This is a genomic window from Paenibacillus sp. FSL H3-0286 (assembly GCF_045040705.1).
GTDB classification, from domain to species: domain Bacteria; phylum Bacillota; class Bacilli; order Paenibacillales; family Paenibacillaceae; genus Paenibacillus_AQ; species Paenibacillus_AQ odorifer.
The window spans coordinates 230,728-255,384 of record NZ_CP150285.1; the positions used below are offsets into that span (position 1 = coordinate 230,728).

Below are 24,657 nucleotides of genomic sequence, written 5' to 3' on the forward strand. Positions count from 1 at the left end.
ATTAATCTTTAACGCGAATGAACTTTTTCACCCTGTACCCAGACTTCACGGATATTTTCAGGTCTAGCCAGATACATTATCTTTTGAAAAATATCTTGCAAATCTTCATTCTCATCAAAGACGGGCAATTTCGCCGAGGGTACTTTCGTATCGATTATTTGAACATCCCATGCATAACCTTCTAGTAACCGGCCGATAGGTAAGCTTAAGCTTTCTCCGCCGCCAGCGGTAGCAAGATAAAAGGATTCATGGATCGTAATTCGTGATCCGGGTACTCCGCGGTTTTGTGCAGAAAGTGAGGGATTCACACCATCCTCCAGCATTCTTGAAGACATTACGGCTTGTCTAATGTTGTCGAAGAGACTAGGTGAAAAACCTCCGGAAATATCAGAGCCTAAACCAATCTCAACGCCTTTGGCATGGAAGTCAGCGATCGGAATGACACTATTGGCAAAATACGCGTTGGATATCGGACAATGAGCAATAGCTGTTCCTGTCTCTGCAAACAAATTCACATCATCTTCATCTAAAAAATTACAATGAGCCATGACAGATTTATCACTGAGCAGACCAAAATCATGCAAGGCAAAAGCATCGTTCTTTTGGAACCGTTCTTGCACATAACCATGTGCCCAATCACTTTCACTACAGTGCGATTGCACATACGTATCATATTTAGCGGCAAGTTCTCCCAAGCCTTGTAAAGCCTCATTAGTGCAGCTTGGAATGAACCTTGGTGTCACTACTGGATAAACGCCTTGTTTAGTAGATTTAGCGAGTTCTTGTACAGCTAGTATAAATTCTTCCGTATCCAATAGTGCGGTGTGGGTGTCGGAGTCGCGGTAATTCTCAGGATTTCCCTGCGGATCGTCCATAACCACTTTTCCAACGAGTCCACGTTGTCCTTTTTCCGCACATATTTTAGCCAATAATAGACTGGCCTCTTTATGCACCGTTGCAAAATAAAGTGCTGTAGTGGTTCCGTTTGCGAGCAAAGTACCAACCACGTCATCGTAGACTTTTTTTGCAAAAGCCAGGTCCGAAAATTTAGACTCCAGTGGGAAGGTATAAGTATTTAGCCAATCATAGAGCGGGATATCTAATGCAGTTCCAGATTGAGCCCATTGTGGCGCGTGGACATGAAGGTCGATAAAGCCGGGCAAAAAATACTGGCCTTCAGCTAATACATGAAAATTGTCCTGACCTTGATAAGCATCAAGCAAGGGTTGATACTCGGGGTGCTCCGGTGCAACGATCATTTCTATCATCCCATCCGAATTGATACAGAAGAGATGGTCTTTTAAAATTTGAATTTCTTTTGGGGATAGGCTAGAAAATGAAGTGCCTAGGAATATTTGCATATAATTTCTCATAATTTCCGCCTTAATGTTCGTCTTTTGGTGTGCATTCGTTATTATAATCCGTGAAAAAGGATAAGTCCAGACCAAAAGTCGAATAAAGACGTAATTGACGAATGGGAGGAGCTGAGGAATTGAAAGCGAATATGACGCATAGACGTCACGTTCGCTAGGCTAGAATACAGAAAAAGATAGAGGGAAGTAAAAAATGCAGGTGTGCTTCGATTCCTTTACGGTTATAGGGAATGAATGCGGTTACTATCTTGTGATATAATAGATGAAATCGATCAATAGTTTGAGAAAATTGGATTAGGAGTGTTGCCTGGATGAGAAGATACAACATTTGGCGCCCGTTGATGTTAATTATTGTTGCTGTACTTACAAAAAGCTTGGTCACTAACCTGTGCATTTTGTTTGGTATGCAGGCTGAATCAGCAAGTAGTATGGGGACGCTGGGCATGGTCATTGCCGGTTTAGTGATGTACAATCGCATGACAAATCGCCGACGTAAATAAGCTGGCCGGATAGATTATAAACGTCTGGTTATTATGTTATAGTAAAGATTGAAATAAAACTTGTATCGACCTGAAAAGGAGTACTTCATGACACAGTTTGTCTACAAACAAATTATTGATGACTTAAAAATGAAAATTTTTGCTGGGCAGTTTCCCGACATGAAATTACCGGATGAACGAACGCTTAGTGAAACTTATCAAGTGAGTCGTAGTTCTATTAAAAGTGCTCTGACTAAAATGGCAAATGCCGGCATTATTTTTAAAAAGCGTGGCTCAGGGACATTTATAAATCCTTTATACATAAAAAATGAATCTATTTTTAACTACGAAGGCTCTAATTTAGGTGTCACCGACAATTTTCAAATGAATGGGAAGAAGCCAAAGATTAAAGTTTTGAAATTCGAGGTCATTCCACCAACGGAAGATCTGCAACGGGATCTGTTTTTAGGCCCACATGATTTTGTATACAAAATCGTTCGCTTGCGTCTTTTTGATGATGAACCCTTTATGATTGAAACAGGTTATATCCCAATCAAAATTGTACAGAATTTAAATCAGACCATTATTGAAGGATCTATCTTTAATTATTTGGAGGATTCACGAAATCTGGCGGTAACCAAATCCTTTTTATCGATATCCGCAGAACCCTCTGAGGCTACGGATCAAGAGCTGCTGCATTTGCAGGCGAATGAGCCAGTAAGCATTATGGAAGGGATTTTCTTTTTAGATAATGGCACGCCATTTGAATTCTCCCATATGCGCTTCCACTATAAATACTTAAAATTTAATACCTTTGTGTCCGTTCATTAAAAGTAAGACTGGGGAATTTTTCTCGGTCTTATTTTTTTTATTTTGCGCAAAATAGATGAAGGACAAGTAGTAAATATCCCCCGCAAACTCCAACCCATATTTTTACATATATATTAATATTGATGTATTTTTACAGACAATTGACACTGTTTTTCATACTATGTTCATATTTTCACAAAATTGGACCGTATCATTTGTTGAAAAGGTTGAATTAATTTTTCGCGGCGGTATGATGTACTTGTGGAAGAAATTACGGCAATGTAGACACAGAAAAAATTTTGGGGAGTGGAAGAAATGGTATTATCCATGGATGTTGATTACTCATCAAAAACTTATTTAGAGAAGCTTGATGCATACTGGCGCGCAACTAACTACATCTCTGTAGGTCAACTGTATTTGAAAGATAATCCGTTGTTAAGAGAACCGCTGAAAGAAGCAGACGTAAAGATTAAGCCCATTGGACACTGGGGAACTATTCCAGGCCAGAACTTTATTTATGCCCATTTGAATCGGGTCATTACTAAATATGATTTGAATATGTTCTACATCGAGGGCCCTGGTCATGGCGGTCAGGTCATGGTTTCGAACTCCTATCTCGATGGTAGCTATACTGAAATTTATCCGGAAATCACACAAGATATCCCAGGCCTGAAGAAATTGTTCAAACAATTCTCTTTCCCAGGTGGCGTTGCTTCCCATGCTGCCCCTGAAACACCTGGATCGATCCACGAAGGTGGCGAATTAGGTTATTCTCTATCCCATGGTGTAGGTGCAATTCTGGATAATCCAGATTTGATCTCCGCTGTTGTTATTGGTGATGGAGAGGCTGAAACTGGCCCATTAGCGGCTTCATGGTTCTCCAACCGGTTCATCAATCCAGTTACTGATGGTGCAGTTCTGCCGATCTTGCACTTAAATGGTTTCAAAATCAGTAACCCAACGATTCTGTCTCGTCAATCCAAAGAAGAAATTACTGCATACTTTAAAGGTATGGGTTGGGAACCGTTCTTCGTTGAAGGCGAAAATCCTGATCTAATGCATCCGGAAATGGCTAAGGTGCTTGATACCATCGTTGAAAGAATTGAAGCGATTCAAAAGAATGCCCGTGACAACAATGACCTTACGCGTCCGGTTTGGCCAATGTTGGTCTTCCGTTCTCCTAAGGGCTGGACGGGTCCAAAGCAATGGGATGGTGTTCCGAATGAGAACTCGTTCCGTGCGCATCAGGTGCCGATTCCAGTGGATCAAAAAAATATGAAGCATGCTCCGGCGTTATTGGAGTGGATGAACAGCTATAGACCAGAAGAATTATTTGATGACAATGGTCGTCTGAACGCTGAACTTGCTGAGATTCTGCCAACTGGCGACAGACGTATGGGAATGAACCCAGTTACTAATGCTGGCAACCAAATTAAAGATCTAAACTTACCGAATTTCCGTAAGTTCGCACTTGATAATTCCAAACCAGGTGAAGTAATAGCACAAGATATGGCCGTTCTGGGTAAATACATGAAAGATGTTATCTCTCTGAACGAAGAGAACCGCAATTTCAGAATTTTCGGACCGGATGAAACAATGTCCAATCGTCTGGGACCTGTCTTTGAAGTGACGAAACGTCAATGGTTGGATCAAGTGATTGAGCCGAATGACGAATTCCTAGCTTCTTATGGCCGTGTTATCGATTCCCAATTGTCTGAACATCAGGCAGAAGGTTTGCTTGAAGGTTACGTATTGACAGGTCGCCATGGTTTCTTTGCAAGCTATGAAGCTTTCTTGCGTGTCGTGGATTCGATGATTACTCAGCATTTCAAATGGCTGCGTAAAGCAACAGATCAAAGCTGGCGTGCTGATATTCCATCATTGAATGTGGTAGCAACTTCAACTGTATTCCAGCAAGACCACAATGGTTACACTCACCAAGATCCAGGTTTGCTAGGTCACTTGGCTGATAAAAAACCAGAATTTATCCGTGAGTATTTGCCGGCTGATGCCAACTCCTTGCTGGCTGTCTTTGACACCGTCTTAAATGACCGTCAAAAAATTAACTTGATTGTTTCTTCCAAACATCCTCGTCCACAATGGTTCAGTGCGGATGAAGCACAAGAGCTGGTGGATAAAGGACTGAAGATTATTGACTGGGCAAGCACCGATCAAGGTGGAGAGCCTGATGTTGTCTTTGCTTCTGCAGGTACAGAACCAACTATCGAAAGCTTGGCTGCCATCTCTATCCTGCATGAAAAACTGCCGAACCTTAAAATTAGATATATCAACGTGGTAGACTTGTTGAAACTGAGAAGTCAAAAATTAGATCCGCGTGGCTTATCTGACGAAGAGTTTGATCAATTTTTCACAAAAGATAAACCAGTTATCTTCGCTTTCCATGGATATGAAGGTCTGATTAAAGACTTGTTCTTTGATCGCCATAACCATAACCTGCACGTACACGGATACCGCGAGAATGGCGATATCACAACACCATTCGATATGCGCGTATTGAATCAAATGGACCGCTTTGACTTGGCGAAGGAAGCTGTTCTGAGCTTGCCTAATGCTAACGACTATAAAGCGATCGCAGATGAAATGGATGCTATCGTTAAGAAACATCACCAATTCATTCGTGAAGAGGGTATTGATTTGCCAGAAGTAGAGAACTGGGTATGGAAAGCTTTGAAATAAGCGTATAGCCAGTACCATAGAAGTAATACAAAAAGACACCTTTAGAGGTGTCTTTTTATTTGTTTAAATAACCATACAAAACAATTATAATCATTTTTTCATCTTTACCACTGTAAATATATGTGAGTAAATAGGTGGGTAAAGAAAGGGGAGAAATGTATGACATCTATTGATAAACTTCCCAAGTCTATAGAAATACAGCTTACAGAACAACCTTTATTTCACTCTGTATCTGATTTAATGAAAGATGGGCAATTCGGTGAGCAGTGGCTTGTATTGACTGAGAAGGAGATTTCCGTTTGGGGAACGGACGGGAAACTGGTCTCAAAGCTTCTAGTCTCGAATATTACTGATGCCCGGGTAGTAGGCGGGGTAGGCGGCGGATCGTTGCTTGTGGATACCCAAGAGGGGCCTATTATAATTATACGTTATACAGCATCACTTACCTCTATATTTGGTTTTGCTTCTAAATTAATTGGCGCTGTAGCTAAAGGCGAGGAACGGCCAACCGCTTCTGAAAAAGAGTTTCCAAGGAATTGTCCAAAATGCCGCAATCCACTGCCGGAAGATTCGCAAGCTTGTCCGGTGTGCAAGAGTAACGGCAAGGTTCTATTTCGGATGCTGAGCTATGCCAAGCCTTATAAGATCCAAATGATCGCTGCGGCGATTATGCTGATTTTTACTACATTGGTAGAGCTTGTTCCACCTTTTTTGACGAAGATGATCGTTGATAATGTGTTGACAGAAAAGGATATGGGCTCAACGCTTCTATGGATTGTGATCGGGCTAGCAGCCACGTCCTTAGTAATTACTTTAATGCAGACTGTACGTGGACTTATAGGGGTATGGATTGGTTCCAAAATCATGGGTGATCTTCGTCATGATGTGTATCATTCCTTGATGAAATTATCTTTATCTTTTTTCGACCGAAGACAATCTTCGCAATTTATTGGACGGGTGAATAATGATTCAGAGGCGATGCGGCAATTTATGACTGACGGTGTAATCTGGGTCTCGGGTGAATTGCTACGGGTAATCGCTATTTTCACTATTATGTTCAGTATGGATTGGAAGCTAACGCTGCTTGCTATGCTGCCTATGCCGCTTATGGTGGTGCTGTCGACCGTGTTATGGCCGATGATTGGCAGACGTTGGTACCAGCAGTGGAGATCTATTTTTAGATTAAACGCTTTGGTTGGCGATTCTTTGCAGGGGATTCGTGTAGTCAAAGCATTCGGTCAGGAAACAACAGAGATGTCACGTTATACAGTCGCCAATAAGGAGCTGGTTCGGCATAATATTCGGATCGAAGGCTTATGGCAGGGGATGTTTCCTGCTTTTGCGTTGGTTGCTGGTGTGGGTACGTTATTAATTTGGTTTTATGGCGGGAAAACGGTGCTACAGGGACAATTATCCATCGGTACGCTAATCGCTTTGGTGACCTACCTTGGGATGCTTCTCGGACCTTTGCAGTGGGTGAGCCAAATGATCAACTGGGCCAGCCATGCGATTTCAGCAGCAGATCGGGTCTTTGAAATTATGGATACTCCGTCAGATGTGCCTGATACTGTGAATCCAGCAGCCATCGGCCGCGTAAACGGTGAGGTTGAGTTTAAGCGGGTTACTTATGGATACGAAAAACATCATCCTGTGCTCAAGAACGTGGATTTAAAAGTGGGTGCGGGCGAGATGATTGGTCTGGTCGGACATTCAGGTGCCGGTAAGTCGACGTTCATTAATATGATCTGTCGCTTCTATGACACAGATGAGGGAACCATTACCATCGATGGTGTGGACATCCGAAATATCAGCCAGTCAGATCTGCGTAGTCAGATCGGTGTAGTGCTGCAGGAGACGTTTCTATTCGACGGAACGATTGCTGAGAATATTGCCTATTCTAAACCGGACGCTACGGAATTAGAAATCATGCGCGCTGCAAAAATTGCCAACGCCCATGATTTTATCGTTCAATTGCCGGATGGCTATGATACAAGAGTTGGGGAACGTGGGCATAAATTGTCCGGTGGAGAGAAGCAGCGAGTGTCTATTGCCCGAGCAATAATTCACGATCCGCGAATTCTAATCCTAGATGAAGCAACAGCTTCTGTAGATACAGTGACCGAGCGGCAAATTCAAGAAGCGATCTCGCGACTGGTAAAAGGCAGAACGACATTCGCGATTGCCCATCGATTATCCACGCTAAGAAATGCGAACCGTCTTGTAGTGCTTGAACGCGGGAAGATCATTGAAGTGGGTACACATGAGGAATTGCTTGCTGCAGAAGGTGCTTACTTCAAGCTAGTTGAGGCACAGAAGGAAATGTCGCAGATTAAGGGGGTTGAGATGCATGAGTGATCCGAATCTTGTTAACGGGGAATTGAATCCTAAAGATCCCTATGAGATTAACATTCTTGAACCGGGTGCAATCTCTTTTAGCCGCAGTCAAGGTGGCGTGTTTCAAGGAGTGGTGGAGGGTCAGGTATATGAGGAATTAATTCTTTTTCGAATATTTCCTTTTCAATACACCACGGAGTATATTTCCGTCCGTAACTCCAAGAGTGAGGAAATCGGGGTCATTCGTGACATTGATCAGCTCGATGAAGAAAGTCGGGTGGAAGTGGATACAGAGCTCCGGCTGCGGTATTTTCTCCCGGTTGTAACCCGCATTGATTCTATTAAGCAAAAAGCGGATATGTGGATTTGGGAGCTGCAAACGAATCTGGGCCAGACCCGGATCGTTATGCGGAACCTGCACGAGCATATGCAGTATCCAAGTCATAAACGAATCATTCTTACGGATATCAATGGAAAAAGATGCGAAATCCGTGATTATCTAGCCCTGGATGTTCAGAGCCGGAGCAAGCTGAAGGATGTTTTATAGTCTAGTTATGAAAAAGCTCCGCAGCCATTTGTTGATGGCCTGCGGGGCCTCTTTTTTTATCCGTAGTTTCTGCTAAGGAAAAATTTGATGGCGTTCTCTCTTCGGTATGGTAATATATTACAACCGGATCTTTACCATAGGGGAGGTATGTGAGTGAAGCATAAATGGATCAATTCGCCGTACACCTTTGCTTTAGGGATGTTTGCGATGATGGTTCCCAGTCAGGCATTTAGTTCATTTTACAGTTACTTTTATGTTGAAAAATTAGGATTGGGCATTGGACTTGCTACATTAGCCAGAACCATCTTTCTGATCTGGGATGCGGTAAACAATCCGTTATTCGGCTATTGGTCAGATCGCACAGATACTCGTTTGGGTCGACGCAGACCATGGGTGTTTGGCTCAATTCCGTTATTCATGCTGGCATTTGTACTGGTTTTCTCCCCTCCCGGCGGATTATCTGAAAATGGATTGTTCACTTGGTTTATAGTCACACTTATTTTCTATGAGGCTGTCGCCACTGTGTTATGGGTGAATTATGGAGCGTTACTCCCGGAGCTCTTCCGTGGAGACCGTATTCGGGCAAAAGCCTCCGCGATTCAGCAAGGTTATCAAGTTGTAGCTTTGTTAATCGGTACTGCCTTAACCCCAATTATTTTTGCAGCTATTGGTTTCTCTAATATGGCTATAGTGTATGCCTGTCTCTTTGGAGTGTTTATGTTTTTATGTATGATGAATGTCCAAGAAAAGAAGGAGCTCACAGAGCAGGAACCCTTGAAGTTGATTCCGGCTTTTCGGGAGACCATTCGGAATAAAAAGTTTTGGGTGTTTAATATTTCGAACTCTTTTGCCCAAACGGTGAATGGACTTGTAAGCTCGATGATTCCTTTTTATGCAAAATATGTACTTCATATCTCCGAGGCTCAGGTATCGATTTTACTTGCAGCTGTTTTTGTTTCGGTCATTCCATTAGTATTCGTGTGGTACTGGATGATTCGTAAGATGGACGGGGTTAAGGCGTGGCGGTTATCACTGATCTTATATGCGTTATCGGTAATTCCGTTATGGTTTGGTTATGACCTCTTAAGTGGCGTGGCTGCTGGCGTAGTTGTCGGTTTCGGATTAGCCGGATTTCTAGTGACCCCAGCAATAGTAGGTGGCAAGATTATTGATGAGGATGCGGAAAAAACAGGTCTGAGAAGAGAAGGAATCTACACGGCTGTAAGCGGATTCATTACTCGTTCAAGCGGGTTAATCTCTGCGTTAGCTTTTTTCATTGTAGGTATGATTTTTGGCTATCAAGGCGGCGATGATCCAGGGTCCAATCCTGAAGCGACATTTAGGTATTTAATAAGTGTGGTGCCATTATGTCTGTTGGCCATAGCTGTTGTCATATCCTTCACAATGAAATTTACATTTATGGACTCTTTGAGAGGTGAGGCTGACTATGAACAAAAAATTAATCATCAATTGTGATGATTTTGGGCAAAGTCCCCCCATGAATCAGGCGATTAAACATCTGCTGGAAGAGGAAAAGGTATCCTCAGCAACGATTATGGCGGTGGCCTCTGGGTTTGAGGAGGCAGCTGCATGGTGTAGTCGCAGGCAACAACGGAATGTGGGACTTCACTTGACGATGACTAGTGAATTTGAGGCTTTGCGCTGGGCGAGCCTGACGGGAGAGACTTCTCTTCATGACGAGAGCGGACATCAATATAGGACGGTAAAAGAGTTCGAACAGGGGGCGCAGACAAAAGCCGTACTAAAGGAGATAGATGCGCAGTACGAGCGAGTAAAACAGTCGGGAATAGTGATTAGCCATGTAGACAACCACATGGGTAGTTTATACGGAATGGAAACAGGACGCAGCTTGCTACCGCAGACGTTGTGGAAAATTTCGCGCTGGGGATTGCCCTCACGATTCTTCAGATACATCCATGCTGAGGATCCGCTTTTGGCATCGCTGAAAAATATTGAACGACCAGTTGCCCTTGGAGCAGGGCTGGCGGATACGTTTGGGGTGCCGATTCCCGACTATTTGCTATCGCATCCTTTTGGTGTAGAGGAAGGCGAGACGTATGAAAGTTTTAAAAGATCTATTATTGCTAAGCTGTATTCGTTGCCGGATGGCGTTAGTGAGACCTATATTCATCCCGGGATAGACGATCCATGGATGCAAGCAAATATTCCGCACTGGAGTAAGCGAGTTTGGGAGTATAAGTTGCCCTTTGATGATGATTTTACCTATGCCCTCAGTGATGCTAAGGTTGAATTGACGAATTATCGTTATGTACAGGAGCATCTAAAACGTCCACGGTTAAGATCTGCAGGCAGATTGTTAAAGAACCTGATAAGATTATGAGCAAAAATAAAAGACACCTTGAGGGGTGTCTTTTGATTATCCCATTAATCCTTTTAGCCCGTTAAGGAAGGGGGAAATAGATTTAATCATATTGTAGCCCATCTTCATAACCGGCATAGTTTTTTGTACCATTCCAATAAAGTTGCCGATTCCCCCGAACCCGCCAAATCCGCCAAAACCACCGCCTCCAGAACTGGCAGCCCCTGCTCCTGCGGAGCCTAGAGCGCCTCCACCCATTCCGAAAAGTGAGCCGAATAAGGGCATTAATCCTGATACGTTTGCTTTCCGAGAGCGGGAAGAAGAGTGTTTTTTTGATTTTCTGTGTTTGTTTTTACGTGGTTTGGAAAGGGTCAGTCCATTCTTATCGAGGCCGGTTATCCATCCTATATACGTACGTCCATCATGTAACGTAATGCACACGGGTCTACCTTTCAGCTGTTCAGCACGTTTGCGAATCTTCGTTGTATTTGCCATTTGTGGATCACCTCATTGGTCTATTTACTTCTATATTACTCAGATATTTTTGTGTTGCTTGTGCTAGTTCATCATAAAAAAATATTTGGGTGAAAGAGCTACCACTTGTGTTGATGCCCATAATAATTCATTACACTCATATAATTTAATGTGCGATAAATAAATTATGGAGGGGTGAAAACTTGATATCAGCATGGATTGGGAGTATTACTTTTTTGGGAGCAGTGATTCTTTATATACTGCTGTCTCTGGGATTGCCTTATGGGGAATTTGCAATGGGAGGAAGGCATAGAATTATGCCTCCACAAATGAGAGTCGCGTGTGGAGTTTCAGTAGTGATACAGCTAATTGCCATCCTGTACTTATTGCAGGCAGGGAATGTGATCTCTATTGGATTACCTTTTGATAGAAGGGTATGTTATTTTTTTGCCGTCTATTTAATGCTTAATACTATAATGAACTTATTGTCGAGGAGCATGAAAGAAAAACTTGTAATGACACCCTTATCTCTAATAACTGCAATTTGTTTTGGGATTACTGCTATGAATGGGTAAAAAGTAGTGCCAGATATAGATTCGACTTTTCTAGACTTTATATAGGATTGTTTTTAGGACACATCTGGTGAAGATGTGTTCTTTTTGCATCTATTGACTCTTGACCTATAAAAACGGATTCATAAGTCTAGGTCTTTCTTCTTATGTTATTATATTTAACATTGTTTTATATTATTTTTACAATTATATGATAATTGGTTATGTTTGTGTGATATAATATCACAGAAATTATGTGAAAATGATAGGGAGGACTAATATTATTATGGGATGGAAGACACGATGGAATAAGCCGATTGCTTCTGTATTAGCAACTGCAGTGCTTTCTTTGCAGGTGTTTGGAGGTATTGGTTTGGGTGCAGCTTGGGGTACAGATAAAGCTGAAGCAGCATCCGCAGCCACAGCCAAACTCCGGCTGATGAGCACGACGGACGTGCACACCAATGTCTACGGCTGGGACTATTTTAAGAATGCGGCTTCTACAACTGTAGGACTCGATCGGACAGCTACGTTGGTTACTTATGCTAGGAGCGAATATCCTGATAATAATCTTCTGCTCGACAATGGGGACTTGATTCAAGGTACGCCATTGGGTACTTACATCGCGAATGAAAGTAATTTAGTAGAATCAGAGACTAAGCTACACCCTATGATTGCGGCTATGAATATTATGGAATATGATGTTGCGACTTTTGGTAATCATGAATTCAATTATGGGCTGGAATTCTTAAATCGGACTATTAAGGGCAGTGCTAATAACCCATTGAGTGGTGCGGACTTCCCCTATGTAAATGCCAATATATATATTGATGATAAAGATGGTAATCCAGATAATGACGTAAATGCTTTTGAACCTTATGTCATTCTTGATAAAAAAATAGTGGACAGCGATAACCAGCTCCGGGATATTAAAGTCGGTGTGCTTGGTCTTGTGACCCCGCAGATTATGGAATGGGACAAGGTTAATCTGGAAGGCAAAGTCATTGCTAAGGACATTGCTGAAACAGCAGAAAAATATGTTCCTATCATGAAGAGTGAGGGTGTCGATGTAATCGTAGCAATGGCACATACCGGCTTCGATGCAACTGCAGTTGCAGGTACTGGTGCAGAGAATGCTATCAATCTTTTAAGTAAGGTTGACGGCATTGATGCGATTACTTTCTCACACACTCACAAGGTGTTCCCAACAGTTGATAATAAATCCCTTGACACTTCTTTCAAGGATCCATTAACAGGCCAGGCGTATAATAACGCTCAATCTGTTGTTGATAATGTTTACGGCCACATTAACGGGACTCCAGCCGTGCAAGCGGGTTATGGTGGGGGTTACTTGGGCCTGATTGATCTCAAATTGGTGGAAGTAGGCGGAAAATGGGAAGTGGATAAAGATAAATCCATTGCCTCAACCCGCTCCATAGCCAATGCTATACCGGATGCTGCTGTTGATGCTGCTGTTGCAGCAGATCACCAAGCTACTATTGACTATACAGGTCAAGAGCTAGGTGTTACTACCGCTCCGATGAACAGCTATTTTGCAATGGTTCAGGACGACCCTACCGTGCAGATTGTTACCAATGCCCAGAAGTGGTATGTGGAGAAGTATATTGATACCAATCTTCCACAGTATAAAAATCTTCCGATTCTCAGTGTAGGTGCTCCTTTCAAGGCTGGGCGTAACGGTCCTTCAGAGTACACGAGTATTGAGAAAGGTCCACTGACTATTCGTAGTGCAAGTGACTTGTATTTGTATGACAACACGCTGAAAGCTATTAAAGTTAAAGGTTCTGTTGTTAAGGAATGGGTTGAAATGAGTGCGGGTGCGTTTAATACCATCAAAGAAGACATCACAGCTCCACAAAGCTTGCTGAATGGGGAGTTTGCTGTTTATAACTTCGATGTTATTGATGGCATTAAGTACACAATTGATGTAACCAAACCTGCAAAATATAGTCCTACCGGTGTGATTAACGATGCTTCATCGAGTCGTGTGAAGCAAATTACGTATAAAGGTAAAACGTTGGATCCTAACCAAGACTTTATTGTTGTAACTAACAACTACCGTGCAAGTGGCGGAGGGAATTTCCCAGGTGTGAAGGGTTCGGAGATTCTAGTCGATTCCCAAGATGAGAATCGCCAGATCCTTATGGACTACATCAAAGAAGTAGGTACAATAGATCCTTCTGCGGATGGCAACTGGTCTTTGGCTCCACTTTCGGATGACGTAAATCTCACGTTTACTTCGTCACCAGAAGCGGCGAAAGTTATGCCGGCCAACATTAAGGACACTGGTGAAAAAGATATTAAGGGATTTAGTATTTATGAATTGGCTCTACCAGCTAAGGACGTAGAAGTTCACCTTCTTGGAATTAATGATTTCCACGGTCAACTGGATACGGTGTCTGTCGTAAACAATAAGAACGTGGGAACAGCCGCTATTCTTGCGACTTATCTGAAAGAAGCACAGGCTAAATACGATAATTCTCTACTCTTCCATAACGGAGATTCCGTAGGTGCATCTGCTCCAGTATCTTCACTTGAGCGCGATGAGCCGACGATTGAGTGGATGAACTTGATGAGATTTGATGTGGGCTCCCTAGGAAACCATGAATTTGACCAAGGTGTCAAAGCGCTAATGACACAATTGAACGGCGGAGTGGACCCTAAGGATAGCAACGTTACCCACAAGGGTACAAACTTTGATTATGTTAATGCGAATGCAGTGGATGCCAAAACTGGCGAGCCAATTATTAATCCTTATGTAATCAAAGAAGTAGGCGGTGTGAAGATCGGCTTTATTGGTCTTGTAACGAAATCCACACCAAGCAAGGTAGCACCTTCCGGTACGGCTGGCGTGCATTTCCTTACGCCTGAAGAGGAAGTGGCGGCTGTTGAGAAATACGCTAAGGAGCTTCAATCTAAAGGTGTTGAGACGATTATCGTGCTTGCACATGATCCTGCAACAACCAAAGATGGTGTGACTACAGGTGAAGCGGCTGATCTAGCCAATGCGCTTCCTGCGGAATCCCCTGTTGATGTTATCGTTGCTGGTGATAACCATGCACTTGCAAATGGAACAGTAAACGGCAAGCTGATTGTACAAGCTTATTCTTACGGTACAGCATTTGAGGATATCAAGTTGATCATTGATCCTAAAACAGGTGATGTGAAGGACAAGTCTGCTGTGGTAACTTCCACCTTCCATGATGGGGTAACACCAGATCCGGAAAGTGTGGCACTGGTTAATGCTTACCTTGAGAAGCATCCTGAGCTCACTCAACCAGTGGGTACAACGGACGGAACTATCACTCGTACCGATGCTTACAATAATGAGGCTGCACTTGGTAATCTGATTGCTGACTCTATGCGTAATGCTGACTTCGGCGATGGTGCAAAAGCTGCCGATTTCGCCTTTATGAATCCAGGCGGTATCCGTGCGGACCTTCCGAAAGGTCCTGTAACCTTCGGCGATCTGGCTAAAATTCAGCCATTCGGCAACACGCTTGTGAAGCTGACACTAACCGGAGCGCAAATCAAAACATTGCTGCAACAGCAATGGAATGTAAAAGCTGATGGAACACCAGATATCAAAACGCTGCAAATTTCCGGACTGAAATATACAGCGAATATGTATCTGCCAGTAGCCGATCGTATTGCGAGCCTCACACTAACTGATGGAACACCAATTAATCCTACGCAGAAATATACAGCAGTAGTAAATAACTTTATGGCTGCGGGTGGAGATAACTACAAGGTTCTGACTCAAGCTAGTGATTCATTGGCTGGACCTATTGATTTGGACGTGTTCTACGACTACATTGTAAAGACGTTTAATGGCAAAGAGATTAAAGCAGCCATTGAAGGTCGTATTATTAATAAATTAAAGGCTGATTCGGGATCAGGCAGTGGCAGTGGAGGCGGTTCTACCGGTGTAACTCCAACGCCTACTCCAACCGCGAAACCAACAGCAACACCAGCACCATCAACAGCACCAACGGCAACACCTGCACCAACTACTGCGCCAGCAGCAAACTTCAAGGATCTGGGCAAGGTAGCTTGGGCGAAAGAAGCTATTGAAGCATTGGCTGCTAAGGGCATTCTGAAAGGTCTGGATGCAAATACTTTTGCGCCAACCAAAACAGTGACTAGAGCAGAGTTCGTTACGATGCTGGTACGCGCACTGAATCTTACGGGTTCAGCGACAACCAGTTCGTTCAACGATGTTAAACAAGGAGTTTGGTACACGGATTCTATCGCCCTTGCGGTGAAGGCTGGACTTGTACAAGGCTCTGGAAATGGCAAATTTGAACCGGGTCGTGAAGTGACTCGTGAAGAGATGGCCATTATGGTTGCTAACGCACTGAAAGACAAACTACAGCCGATTGATAAAAATGCAGCATTGGGTAAGTTTGCAGACAAGTCCAGTATTGCTCCTTATGCACAAGAGGCTATCGCACAGCTAACTCAATTGGGAATCGTCAACGGTGTTGATGGTGGGAAATTTGCACCTAAGGGTATAGCTAATCGCGCTCAAGCAGCGGTTATCATCTATCGCATGCTTGGACAAGCATCATAATTCTATTGTTCTAACTAAAAGTGTATCGATGATCCTCTTGAGGGCATCGATACACTTTTTTTAAATATAAGAAAGTATAAGTGACACCAATACTCTTATAGTCTTCCCTTAAACGCTTACTGCCCTTACAAGGACACCGAAGGCGCTTTTACTTGTTAAATTTGTTGTTGCTCTTTCTGTGAAATCATGTTAACTTATATTCTGCACTGTATTTTTTTTATATCTTGTGCGGTCGTGGCGGAATTGGCAGACGCGCACGGTTCAGGTCCGTGTGGGCTAACCCCCGTGGAGGTTCGAGTCCTCTCGACCGCATACCTAAGTGCATATAAACAGGCAATACTTTTGAATCGCTCTTCAACCTGAAGAGCCTTTTTCTATTTATACGCATAATTCAATTTGACAAACTCTATGTAAAAGAAGTGAAGCAAAGATGGAGCCTAATGTAGGTGTAAATACGAAGCAAAGTGTGCGGTTTCTAGAAAAGTATTTCTCTGGTGAATCGATAGATTATCGTCAGATGATTGCTTTATTCATCCCTATCCTAGTGGATCAGGCCTTTGTGGTGGGTCTTAATCTAGTGAATACAGCTATGATAAGCTCGTCTGGTGTGGCAGCTATCAGTGCGGTCAATATGATAGATTCTCTTAATATTTTTCTCATTAGTGTGTTTATTGCCGTCTCAACAGGTGGGACGGTTGTTGTTGCGCAGTATAAAGGGAGCGGCAATGACCTCATGGTGTCAAAAGCTACGGCAGGTGCTACGTCATCTGTTTCGCTGATGGCATTTGCTATTGGGATGTTCGGAATTCTTTTTCACAATCCGCTGTTGAATTTACTATTTGGAGCGGCCTCACCGGAGGTTATGGAGAACGCCCGAATATATTTAATCGGGAGCTGTATCTCTTATCTTGGTATAGCTGTTGTGGAAGCGGTATGTGGTGCTCTTCGTGGAATTGGTAGAACGAGGGCCTCGCTTGTACTTTCGCTAATTATGAATTTAACTTATGTCTTATTGAATCTCGTCTTTATTAACCTGTTGCATATGGGTGTTCTGGGAATGACCATTTCTATAAATATAGCTAGATACCTGGGGGCGTTCTGCGCACTTTATTATCTATTCCGATTGGACAACGATCTGCATATCCGTATTCGCGATCTTGTAGCGGTTAAGCTGTCTATGCTGAAAAAAATAATGTTCATCGGGATGCCGTTTGCGGCGGAGCAGATGTTCTTTAACGGTGGTAAAATTCTGACTCAGATCTTCATCGTTAGTCTGGGTACGTATGCACTTGCGACTAATGCGATTGCCTCCTCCTTTGCAGGGATTATGCAAATCCCGGGGAATGCGTTGTCCTTGACGATTATTACAGTGGTGGGACAATGTATGGGAAGCAATAATGTTAAGGATGCTCGAAAATTTATTAAATCATTCCTTGTCACCTCTTCTCTTTCCCTGGTGGTGATGGGGTTGCTGATTATGCCTTTTTTCAATCCATTAGTGTCAATGTTCCATCCTCCTGCTGAGATTGTGGGTGATATCTTCCTGATTGTGCTCATCAATACGATTGCGCAAATTCCGTTATGGTCTATAAGCTTTATTACGCCTTCGGCGCTTAGAGCGGCAGGGGATTCCAAGTTTACCTCCATGGTTTCGATGCTTACGATGTGGCTGTTCCGTGTAGTGCTCGGATACATCTTAGGTATTGTTCTGAACTTTGGTATACTCGGCGTTTGGCTGGCGATGAATTGTGAGTGGGGGATCAGAGGTTTGATTTTCCTGCGGCGATTTATGGGCAAGAAATGGGTTCAGCATCGTGTTATATAATAGATATAAAAAATCAAAGGACACCCTGATGGGTGTCTTTTTTGCATGCTCTGATGAGTGCCTCTGGAGAATGCAGCTTGAGTATTTCTTGGGTAGCGGGGTAATAATATGTAGGAATTGCGTCTTTATGCTTACTAAAACACACAACAAGGAGTCTTGCACAATGTCACATTTCGTTAGATCCGTTACTTCACCCAAGAAATTTATCTCCGGCCATAACTTACTGTCAGATCTGAATGAGTATATTAAGGCGTTTGGCGATCATGCCTATGTGATCTGTGATGAGTTCATTTTGGAACGTGCTAAGAAAGAGGCGGGGAGTTCCATCGAAGGTGCGGGGAATAAGGCTACTTTTGAAAAATTCAATTATGAATGTACTCAGGAAGAGATTAATCGTAATCGGGAACTTGCCCGTAAAGCTGGGGCGAATATCATCGTCGGTATCGGCGGAGGTAAAACACTGGACACCGCAAAAGCTACTGCTTATTATGAGAAGCTGCCTGTAGTTATTTTTCCGACGATCGCATCTACTGATGCACCATGTACAGCGCTGGCTGTCATTTATAATAAAGATGGTTCATTTGATCAATACTTATTCCTCCCAAGTAATCCGGATGTAGTCTTGGCTGATACAGCGATTTTAGCTTCAGCGCCTTCCCGTTTTTTCGCAGCTGGAATTGGCGACGCACTGGCTACTTATTTTGAAGCCCGTGCTTGTTATGCCTCTAATGGCGACAATCTCGTACTTATGAAACCTTCTACAACGGGTCTAGGTATATCAAGACTTTGTTATGAAGCTCTACTTAAGAATGCGGTAAAAGCAAAACGTGCGGTTGATCAGAAGCTCTATACACGCGCGGTGGAGGAGACCATTGAAGCGACAATTTATCTAAGTGGTGTGGGTGCTGAATCTGGTGGTCTGGCTGCCGCGCATGCTATCCATAATGGGATGACAGCCGTTCCTTCACTACACAAAGCTCAGCATGGTGAAAAGGTTACGTTTGGTCTTTTAGCCCAGTTAGTACTGGAAAATGCCTCAAATGAGGAGCTGGAAACTGTCATTAAGCTTATCAAGGATGTAGATCTTCCGCTAACCCTCGCCGATCTGGGGTGCACGGAATTTATCGAATCCGAATGGCGCCAAGTTGCTGAAGCTGCTTGTGCAGAAGGAGACACAATGGGCAATATGCCGTTCCCGGTTACTCCGGAAGATGTGTACAATGCGATAGTGGTGGCGAACTCGCTGGCAGAGTCTTATAAATAACTAGCACAACTAATATGCAGGGATAATGAAGGCGCCCTTGGGGGTGCCTTTTGTTTTTATATAGGTTAAGCTTTTGAAGTAGAGTAGTGGTAAAATTTTGCTTATAGGTATCGGCTTTGGCATACTTAATCACGGGATAGGGTGTCTACGGAAACGAGATTATTGCTAATCGTTCCGTTGCTATGCTAATTGTACTCTATGTAATAAGGAGGAAAGATGAGAAAAAAACATTTAGGTTATCTAGTCCTTATTATCATAATTATTGGAGCGGTAATAATAGCAGTAATTCACGGAAATTCGGAGCGTCAGAACAAGCAGTCGGCAGGAAGCCTTGGAATGGATTATGTGCGCAAAGAGTACACGGAAAGTGCGTCGCTGAGAGTTGCAACGATTTGCAAACCCTTATTTGGAGGGTCGGGTTATCAGGTAGTGCTCGAGGATTCAAGTGGGCAATCGTATTATGTCATTATCGTTCTCGGAACTACACGTAATCTTGTCACTATGGACGATCTGACGAAAGAGGTGCGGGAAGGTACATCTGTGTTTCCGTGCCACCAATAAAACATGATAAATGAATCGGATCTCATCTATATGATTATTGGGAGGCACTCCTGCGGGGTGTCTGTTTTTGTTATATTAAATTGAATTTTGTTATTTATTTTCGGAATTACTAACATTAATACTAACGTAAACAATAAAATAATTATAACAAAAGGGAATATTTAGATTGTTTTATGCCAATGTAACCGCTATAATCTTGCATATACCGAAATATCTAACGAAATTAAAATATTTTGTTAGTGTTTGTTATTAATAACGAAGCTGAATATGTGGAGGTGAATAGTTAGCGAGTAGGTCTGTAATTGTCTTCTATAAGGACAGATAGTTATTGGGTTCATAACAGCTGGTTGGCTATTCTTATTATCAAATCCATTCATTTTCGAAGGAGAATTAGGAATGAAAAAAGCGAAAAAGTGGCTGGGGAGTATACTTGCCTGTGCAATGATAATGTCTCCTTTCCCCTCTGTAATTTCTGCAGCAGCAGCGCCATCGACTGTGGGATTCGGTGATACACAGGGTCACTGGGCACAACAAAATATTGCGAAGTGGGTAGAAAATGGCGTATTAAACGGGTATCAGGATGGTTCTTTTCATCCCAATGAAGGAATTACAAGAGCTGAGTTTGCTACGATCTTGAATAAGGTATTTGGTTTCTATATGAAGTCAGATCAATCTTTTTCCGATGTAAAAGCGACCGATTGGTATGCAGATCAGCTTTCGTTGGCACGATATGCTGGGTATTATGAAGGATACTCAGAGAATAAAGCACAAGCTACTGATTATATAACGCGTCAGGATGCGGTGACGATGTTGGCTCGGATATTTACTCTTCAAGCTACTGAAAGCGCTTCATCAATGAGCGGATTTAGTGATTCCGCTCAGATTCAGGCTTATGCTAAGGATGCAGTTCATGCGCTCTCAGGTTTGATTACAGGGTATGAGGATGGAACCTTTAAGCCGCTTGGAAGGATCACCCGTGCCGAAGTTATAACGTTAATTAATAAAATAGTGAAGAGTTATTACTCGCAATCTGGAAGTTTTGAAGGAGGAATAGTTTCTGGGAATGTAGTCGTTAATCAGGATGGTGTTGTGTTAAAAAATGCAACGATAAACGGAAACCTGTATCTAACTGCTGGGATCGGTAACGGCGAAGTGACCCTTGAGGGTATTAAGGTTACGGGCACCACATTTATTGCAGGTGGCGGGGTAAACTCCATTCTTATTAAAAATAGCTCATTAGGCAAAGTAAATATAAATCGTAAAGAGGGTGAGGTTCGTGTCCTCACGAGTGGTACAACCCAAATTTCTCAGCTAACGGTAGATAGTCTAGCAAGGCTGGAGTTTGGAACAGGGACGATGATCACCACGGCAATTCTAAATAGAACTGTGGGGCTGATCCTAGGTGAAGGCGCATCGATTGCTAATCTAAACGTAGCTGTCAAAGCGACTGGAACCACCCTTTCCGGTCAGGGCGACATTGCAAAAGCGGACGTTAAAGCAACAGGAGTAACGTTGAATGGTAAGCCCATTGCTCCTGGCACAATTGTCATTATCAAAGGCAATCAAGGTCCTGTAGCAACGACTACCCCAGCGCCTACCTCGGCATCAGGCTCATCAACAACGCCGGTAGGTCCGACTAATCCAACCGCGGCACCTACAGCGACACCAATACCAACGGAAACACCGACACCAACAGCGACACCGACAGCAACAGCAACACCGACACCGACACCGACAGACCCGACGGGTCCTGTGGGACGTATTGAGAATTTAGCGGATGTTGATGCAAGTAGTGAGACTAAATCGCTATTCGCCTATTTACAGGATATCCGCGGCAGTGAGATCTTGTTTGGACATCAGCATGCTACTACAGAAGGACTTTCTATTACTGAAAAGGACGGAACGCAGTCTGAGGTCGAGAATGCAGTAGGCGACCTTCCGGGGCTGTTCGGCTGGGATACGCTTAGTCTTGAAGGTTTTGAGAAACCAGGCGATCTAGGCGCAACCCAGCTGGAGAATCGTGATAAATTAATCGGCGTGATGAAATCTGCTTATGAAAAAGGCGGCGTGCTTACATTAAGCTCGCATATGCCGAACTTCGTCACAGGAAAGGACTTTTATGACACCAAAGGGAATGTGCTTACGCATATATTACCCGGCGGTGACAAACATGCGGAATTTAATGCATTCCTGGATATGATTGCGGACTTTGCAAATAACTTAAAAGATGATGATGGTAAAGCTATTCCAGTCATTTTCCGTCCATTCCACGAGCAAAATGGTGGCTGGTTCTGGTGGGGTGCGCCTTACCGTACGAAGGAGCAGTATGCTGAAATTTATCGTTATACCGTTGAATACTTAAGGGACAAAAAAGATGTGCATAACTTCTTATATGCGTTCTCACCGGGAAGTCCATTTAACGGCACAGATGCGACATTCCTTGAGACGTATCCGGGAGATGACTATGTCGATATCCTTGGCTTCGATAATTATTATGACGGAACCACTGAGGGTTGGTTTGATTCAGTCGTGAAGGATGCTAAGCTGATCTCGAAGCTGGCGGATGATAAGGGGAAAATCGCAGCGTTTACTGAGTTCGGCTATTCGGGTGTGAAGCCAACTGGAACGAAGGACCTGAAATTCTTTACCAAGCTAATCGCTGCACTGCAGTCTGATCCGGATGCTAAACGGATGGCGTACATGCAGACTTGGGCGAATTTCAATACAGATTCTATCTTTGTCCCTTATAGAAATGCTCCAAACGGGCTAGGGGATCATGAACTGCTCCCTGATTTTGTAGACTATTATAATGATCCGTATACAAGCTTCAGCCATGAAGTGGCTATTGCGGATGCGTATTCGAAACAGGTAACTACAGAAACCGAGCAACCTTTTTTACACATTGCCTCACCAACGGCAAACCAAACAGTGCCCACGACAAAAGCATCGACCCTTCGTGTTCGTGTGTTGAATCAGGATGTGGATAAAGTAACCTACCTGATTGGGGATGACACAACAGAGTACAGCATGGCAGCTGACGCAGAAGGTTTCTATTACTTGGCAGATTGGACACCAGGTGTAGCCTTCGACGAAACTGGCGTGATGCTTACTGTTAAGTCCTATGCAAAGGATGGTTCTGTACTTTCACAAACGATCCAAATCTTTGTAAGTGACGTAGAGGGTAATGGGGACCCATTGATTGTAGATACTTTTGAGAATTACAAAGGGAATGATGAATTACTTCGTGCGGCATTAAGTCCTGCGGGTGATCTAAATACGATCTCACTTGATGCGGACCATAAAAATGATGGCAAGTATGGCCTGAGATTCGATTATAATGTGGATGGCCAAGGTTATACAGGTCGTACCAAAAACATGAATAATGCCGACTGGTCGGACGCCAACAAATTGAAGCTCTGGATTGCACCTGATGGCAGCGACCACAAGCTTGTTATTCAGGTCAATGCAAGCGGCATTTCTTTTGAAGCTTATCCTTCACTGGCAGGTACGACACCTGGCTTGGTGGAAATTCCATTCAGCCAGTTCGCTCCAGCGCCATGGGATACAGGAAATGCCGGTAAAGTAATCACTAAAGAGAACCTTAAGGACATTCGGGCAGTGTCTATCTACGTAAATAAAAAGGACATAGTAGCAAGTACGTCTGGTACGCTGTACTTCGACGATATTGCAGCGTTTAATGATGGAACGGGTGGCGTTCCTAATGGGGGCGAAGGCCCTGGCAGCACGCCAGAACAGGCGAAGCTGTTGTATGGTTTCGAAAAAGATACTCAGGACTGGACAGTAGAGCAAAATAATGCGAGTGCAAGCGCGGCGGTAATCTCGACTGATGAGGCTGCTGAGGGAACTCATTCGTTAAGCACCTTGTTCTCACTTGATTCAGATGGAGCTTTTGAGCTCAGCAAAAATGGCAGTCTGGATCTGAGCGCGGTTGATAAATTAAGCGCACAAATTAAACTGTCGAACGGAACAGCGGATGCACGTTTGTATATTAAGACGGGATCAACCTGGTCTTGGGCTGACAGTGGAGCTGTGAAAGTAGATTCGAGCGGATTTACTACGATTTCGCTCAACTTGGCAGGTATTGCAGATCTTAATAGTGTAAAAGCCATAGGTATCAAGCTCGAGGGATTCAGTGGTACGGGAACTTCTACGCTGTATCTGGATGATGTTCGGACCCTGAAGAATGGTACCGCACCTGAAGCTGTCGTCTATGGCTTCGAGGACAATACACTGCAAGGCTTCAGCATCAATGTGGATGAAAATAATAAATATAATACAGCGCTGGCTCAGAATCTATCGGTGAGCAATGCTGTGTATGCTGAGGGAACTCATTCGATGCAAGCGGACTTAACATTGAATGGAGGGCAATTCCAGCTGCGTCGTATGGTGGTTACCAACTTAGCGAATGCATCAACAATTACGCTTAAAATCAAGGTTGTACCTATTGATGCAAGCGATGTTAGCGGTGTAATGGCTCAGCTGTTCACCCAAAGTGGCTCAAGCTGGGGAACATGGACTGCTTCTACGGCTACACCAGTAGATGCCAATGGATTTACTACAATAACACTGGATATCAGCAAGGTAGCGGATCGTAATTTGACCCAAGCGATTGGCGTTCAAGTCATGACCACAGCAACTGATCCAGTAGGTAGTGCTACCGTATATGTGGACGAAATCACGATTAAATAGAAAGTAGTAAAGCCGGAAGCGAACATTTTACGATGTTCACTTCCGGCTTATTTATTTAGCATCAAATTTATTCATTTTAAGTCGAGTATCTGCTTGA

General features: G+C 43.4%; 14 protein-coding genes and 1 tRNA gene. 13 read left to right on the top strand and 2 right to left on the bottom strand.

From position 1 onward, the window contains the following. Positions 1–8 precede the first annotated feature (8 nt). Complete coding sequence (guaD, locus tag MHB37_RS01090; RefSeq protein WP_405168853.1) at positions 9–1,373, bottom strand: guanine deaminase; 1,365 nt, start codon at positions 1,371–1,373, stop codon at positions 9–11. Positions 1,374–1,684: 311 nt separating this feature from the next. On the opposite strand from guaD, the gene MHB37_RS01095 reads away from it, so the two are divergent. The 7 genes from MHB37_RS01095 (at position 1,685) to MHB37_RS01125 (ending at position 10,602) form a co-directional block, all read left to right on the top strand. Further along, a complete protein-coding gene (locus MHB37_RS01095; RefSeq protein ID WP_036687195.1) occupies positions 1,685–1,873 on the top strand; it encodes a hypothetical protein in 189 nt (62 codons plus the stop codon). 87 nt (positions 1,874–1,960) lie between these two features. Next, positions 1,961–2,683: a GntR family transcriptional regulator gene (locus tag MHB37_RS01100; protein WP_076206068.1), complete on the top strand. Its 723-nt coding sequence runs from the start codon at positions 1,961–1,963 to the stop codon at positions 2,681–2,683. A gap of 294 nt (positions 2,684–2,977) precedes the next feature. Beyond that, positions 2,978–5,359, top strand: coding sequence for a phosphoketolase (locus tag MHB37_RS01105; protein ID WP_175618986.1), 2,382 nt, complete (start codon positions 2,978–2,980; stop codon positions 5,357–5,359). A gap of 159 nt (positions 5,360–5,518) precedes the next feature. Further along, the gene (locus MHB37_RS01110) at positions 5,519–7,714 is read left to right on the top strand and encodes an ABC transporter ATP-binding protein (protein ID WP_405168854.1); all 2,196 of its coding nucleotides are present in this window, start codon (positions 5,519–5,521) and stop codon (positions 7,712–7,714) included. Then, positions 7,707–8,240 (top strand): DUF1854 domain-containing protein, encoded by a 534-nt coding sequence (locus MHB37_RS01115; RefSeq protein ID WP_051491493.1) that lies wholly within the window; start codon positions 7,707–7,709, stop codon positions 8,238–8,240. The genes MHB37_RS01110 and MHB37_RS01115 overlap by 8 nt, the downstream gene beginning before the upstream one ends. A 153-nt stretch (positions 8,241–8,393) precedes the next feature. After that, a complete protein-coding gene (locus MHB37_RS01120; protein ID WP_405168855.1) occupies positions 8,394–9,716 on the top strand; it encodes an MFS transporter in 1,323 nt (440 codons plus the stop codon). Then, a complete protein-coding gene (locus tag MHB37_RS01125) occupies positions 9,688–10,602 on the top strand; it encodes a polysaccharide deacetylase family protein (protein ID WP_405168856.1) in 915 nt (304 codons plus the stop codon). Before MHB37_RS01120 ends, MHB37_RS01125 begins: the two co-directional genes overlap by 29 nt. Positions 10,603–10,638: 36 nt before the next feature. On the opposite strand, the gene MHB37_RS01130 is transcribed toward MHB37_RS01125, so the two are convergent. Beyond that, entirely contained in the window at positions 10,639–11,076 is a 438-nt protein-coding gene (locus MHB37_RS01130) for a hypothetical protein (protein WP_076126935.1), read from the bottom strand. A gap of 816 nt (positions 11,077–11,892) precedes the next feature. Here MHB37_RS01130 and MHB37_RS01135 point away from each other — a divergent pair. The 6 genes from MHB37_RS01135 (at position 11,893) to MHB37_RS01160 (ending at position 24,560) form a co-directional block, all read left to right on the top strand. Beyond that, positions 11,893–16,200, top strand: coding sequence for a bifunctional 2',3'-cyclic-nucleotide 2'-phosphodiesterase/3'-nucleotidase (locus tag MHB37_RS01135; protein WP_405168857.1), 4,308 nt, complete (start codon positions 11,893–11,895; stop codon positions 16,198–16,200). A gap of 228 nt (positions 16,201–16,428) precedes the next feature. Continuing rightward, a tRNA-Leu gene (locus tag MHB37_RS01140) sits at positions 16,429–16,512 on the top strand. 118 nt (positions 16,513–16,630) lie between these two features. After that, positions 16,631–18,025, top strand: coding sequence for an MATE family efflux transporter (locus MHB37_RS01145; RefSeq protein ID WP_076135377.1), 1,395 nt, complete (start codon positions 16,631–16,633; stop codon positions 18,023–18,025). A gap of 163 nt (positions 18,026–18,188) precedes the next feature. Next, the gene (locus MHB37_RS01150; RefSeq protein WP_076101108.1) at positions 18,189–19,289 is read left to right on the top strand and encodes a glycerol dehydrogenase; all 1,101 of its coding nucleotides are present in this window, start codon (positions 18,189–18,191) and stop codon (positions 19,287–19,289) included. 216 nt (positions 19,290–19,505) lie between these two features. Next, the gene (locus MHB37_RS01155; RefSeq protein ID WP_076126939.1) at positions 19,506–19,850 is read left to right on the top strand and encodes a hypothetical protein; all 345 of its coding nucleotides are present in this window, start codon (positions 19,506–19,508) and stop codon (positions 19,848–19,850) included. A 396-nt stretch (positions 19,851–20,246) separates the two neighbouring features. Further along, a complete protein-coding gene (locus MHB37_RS01160; RefSeq protein WP_405168858.1) occupies positions 20,247–24,560 on the top strand; it encodes a glycosyl hydrolase in 4,314 nt (1,437 codons plus the stop codon). The last annotated feature ends 97 nt before the right edge of the window (positions 24,561–24,657 follow it).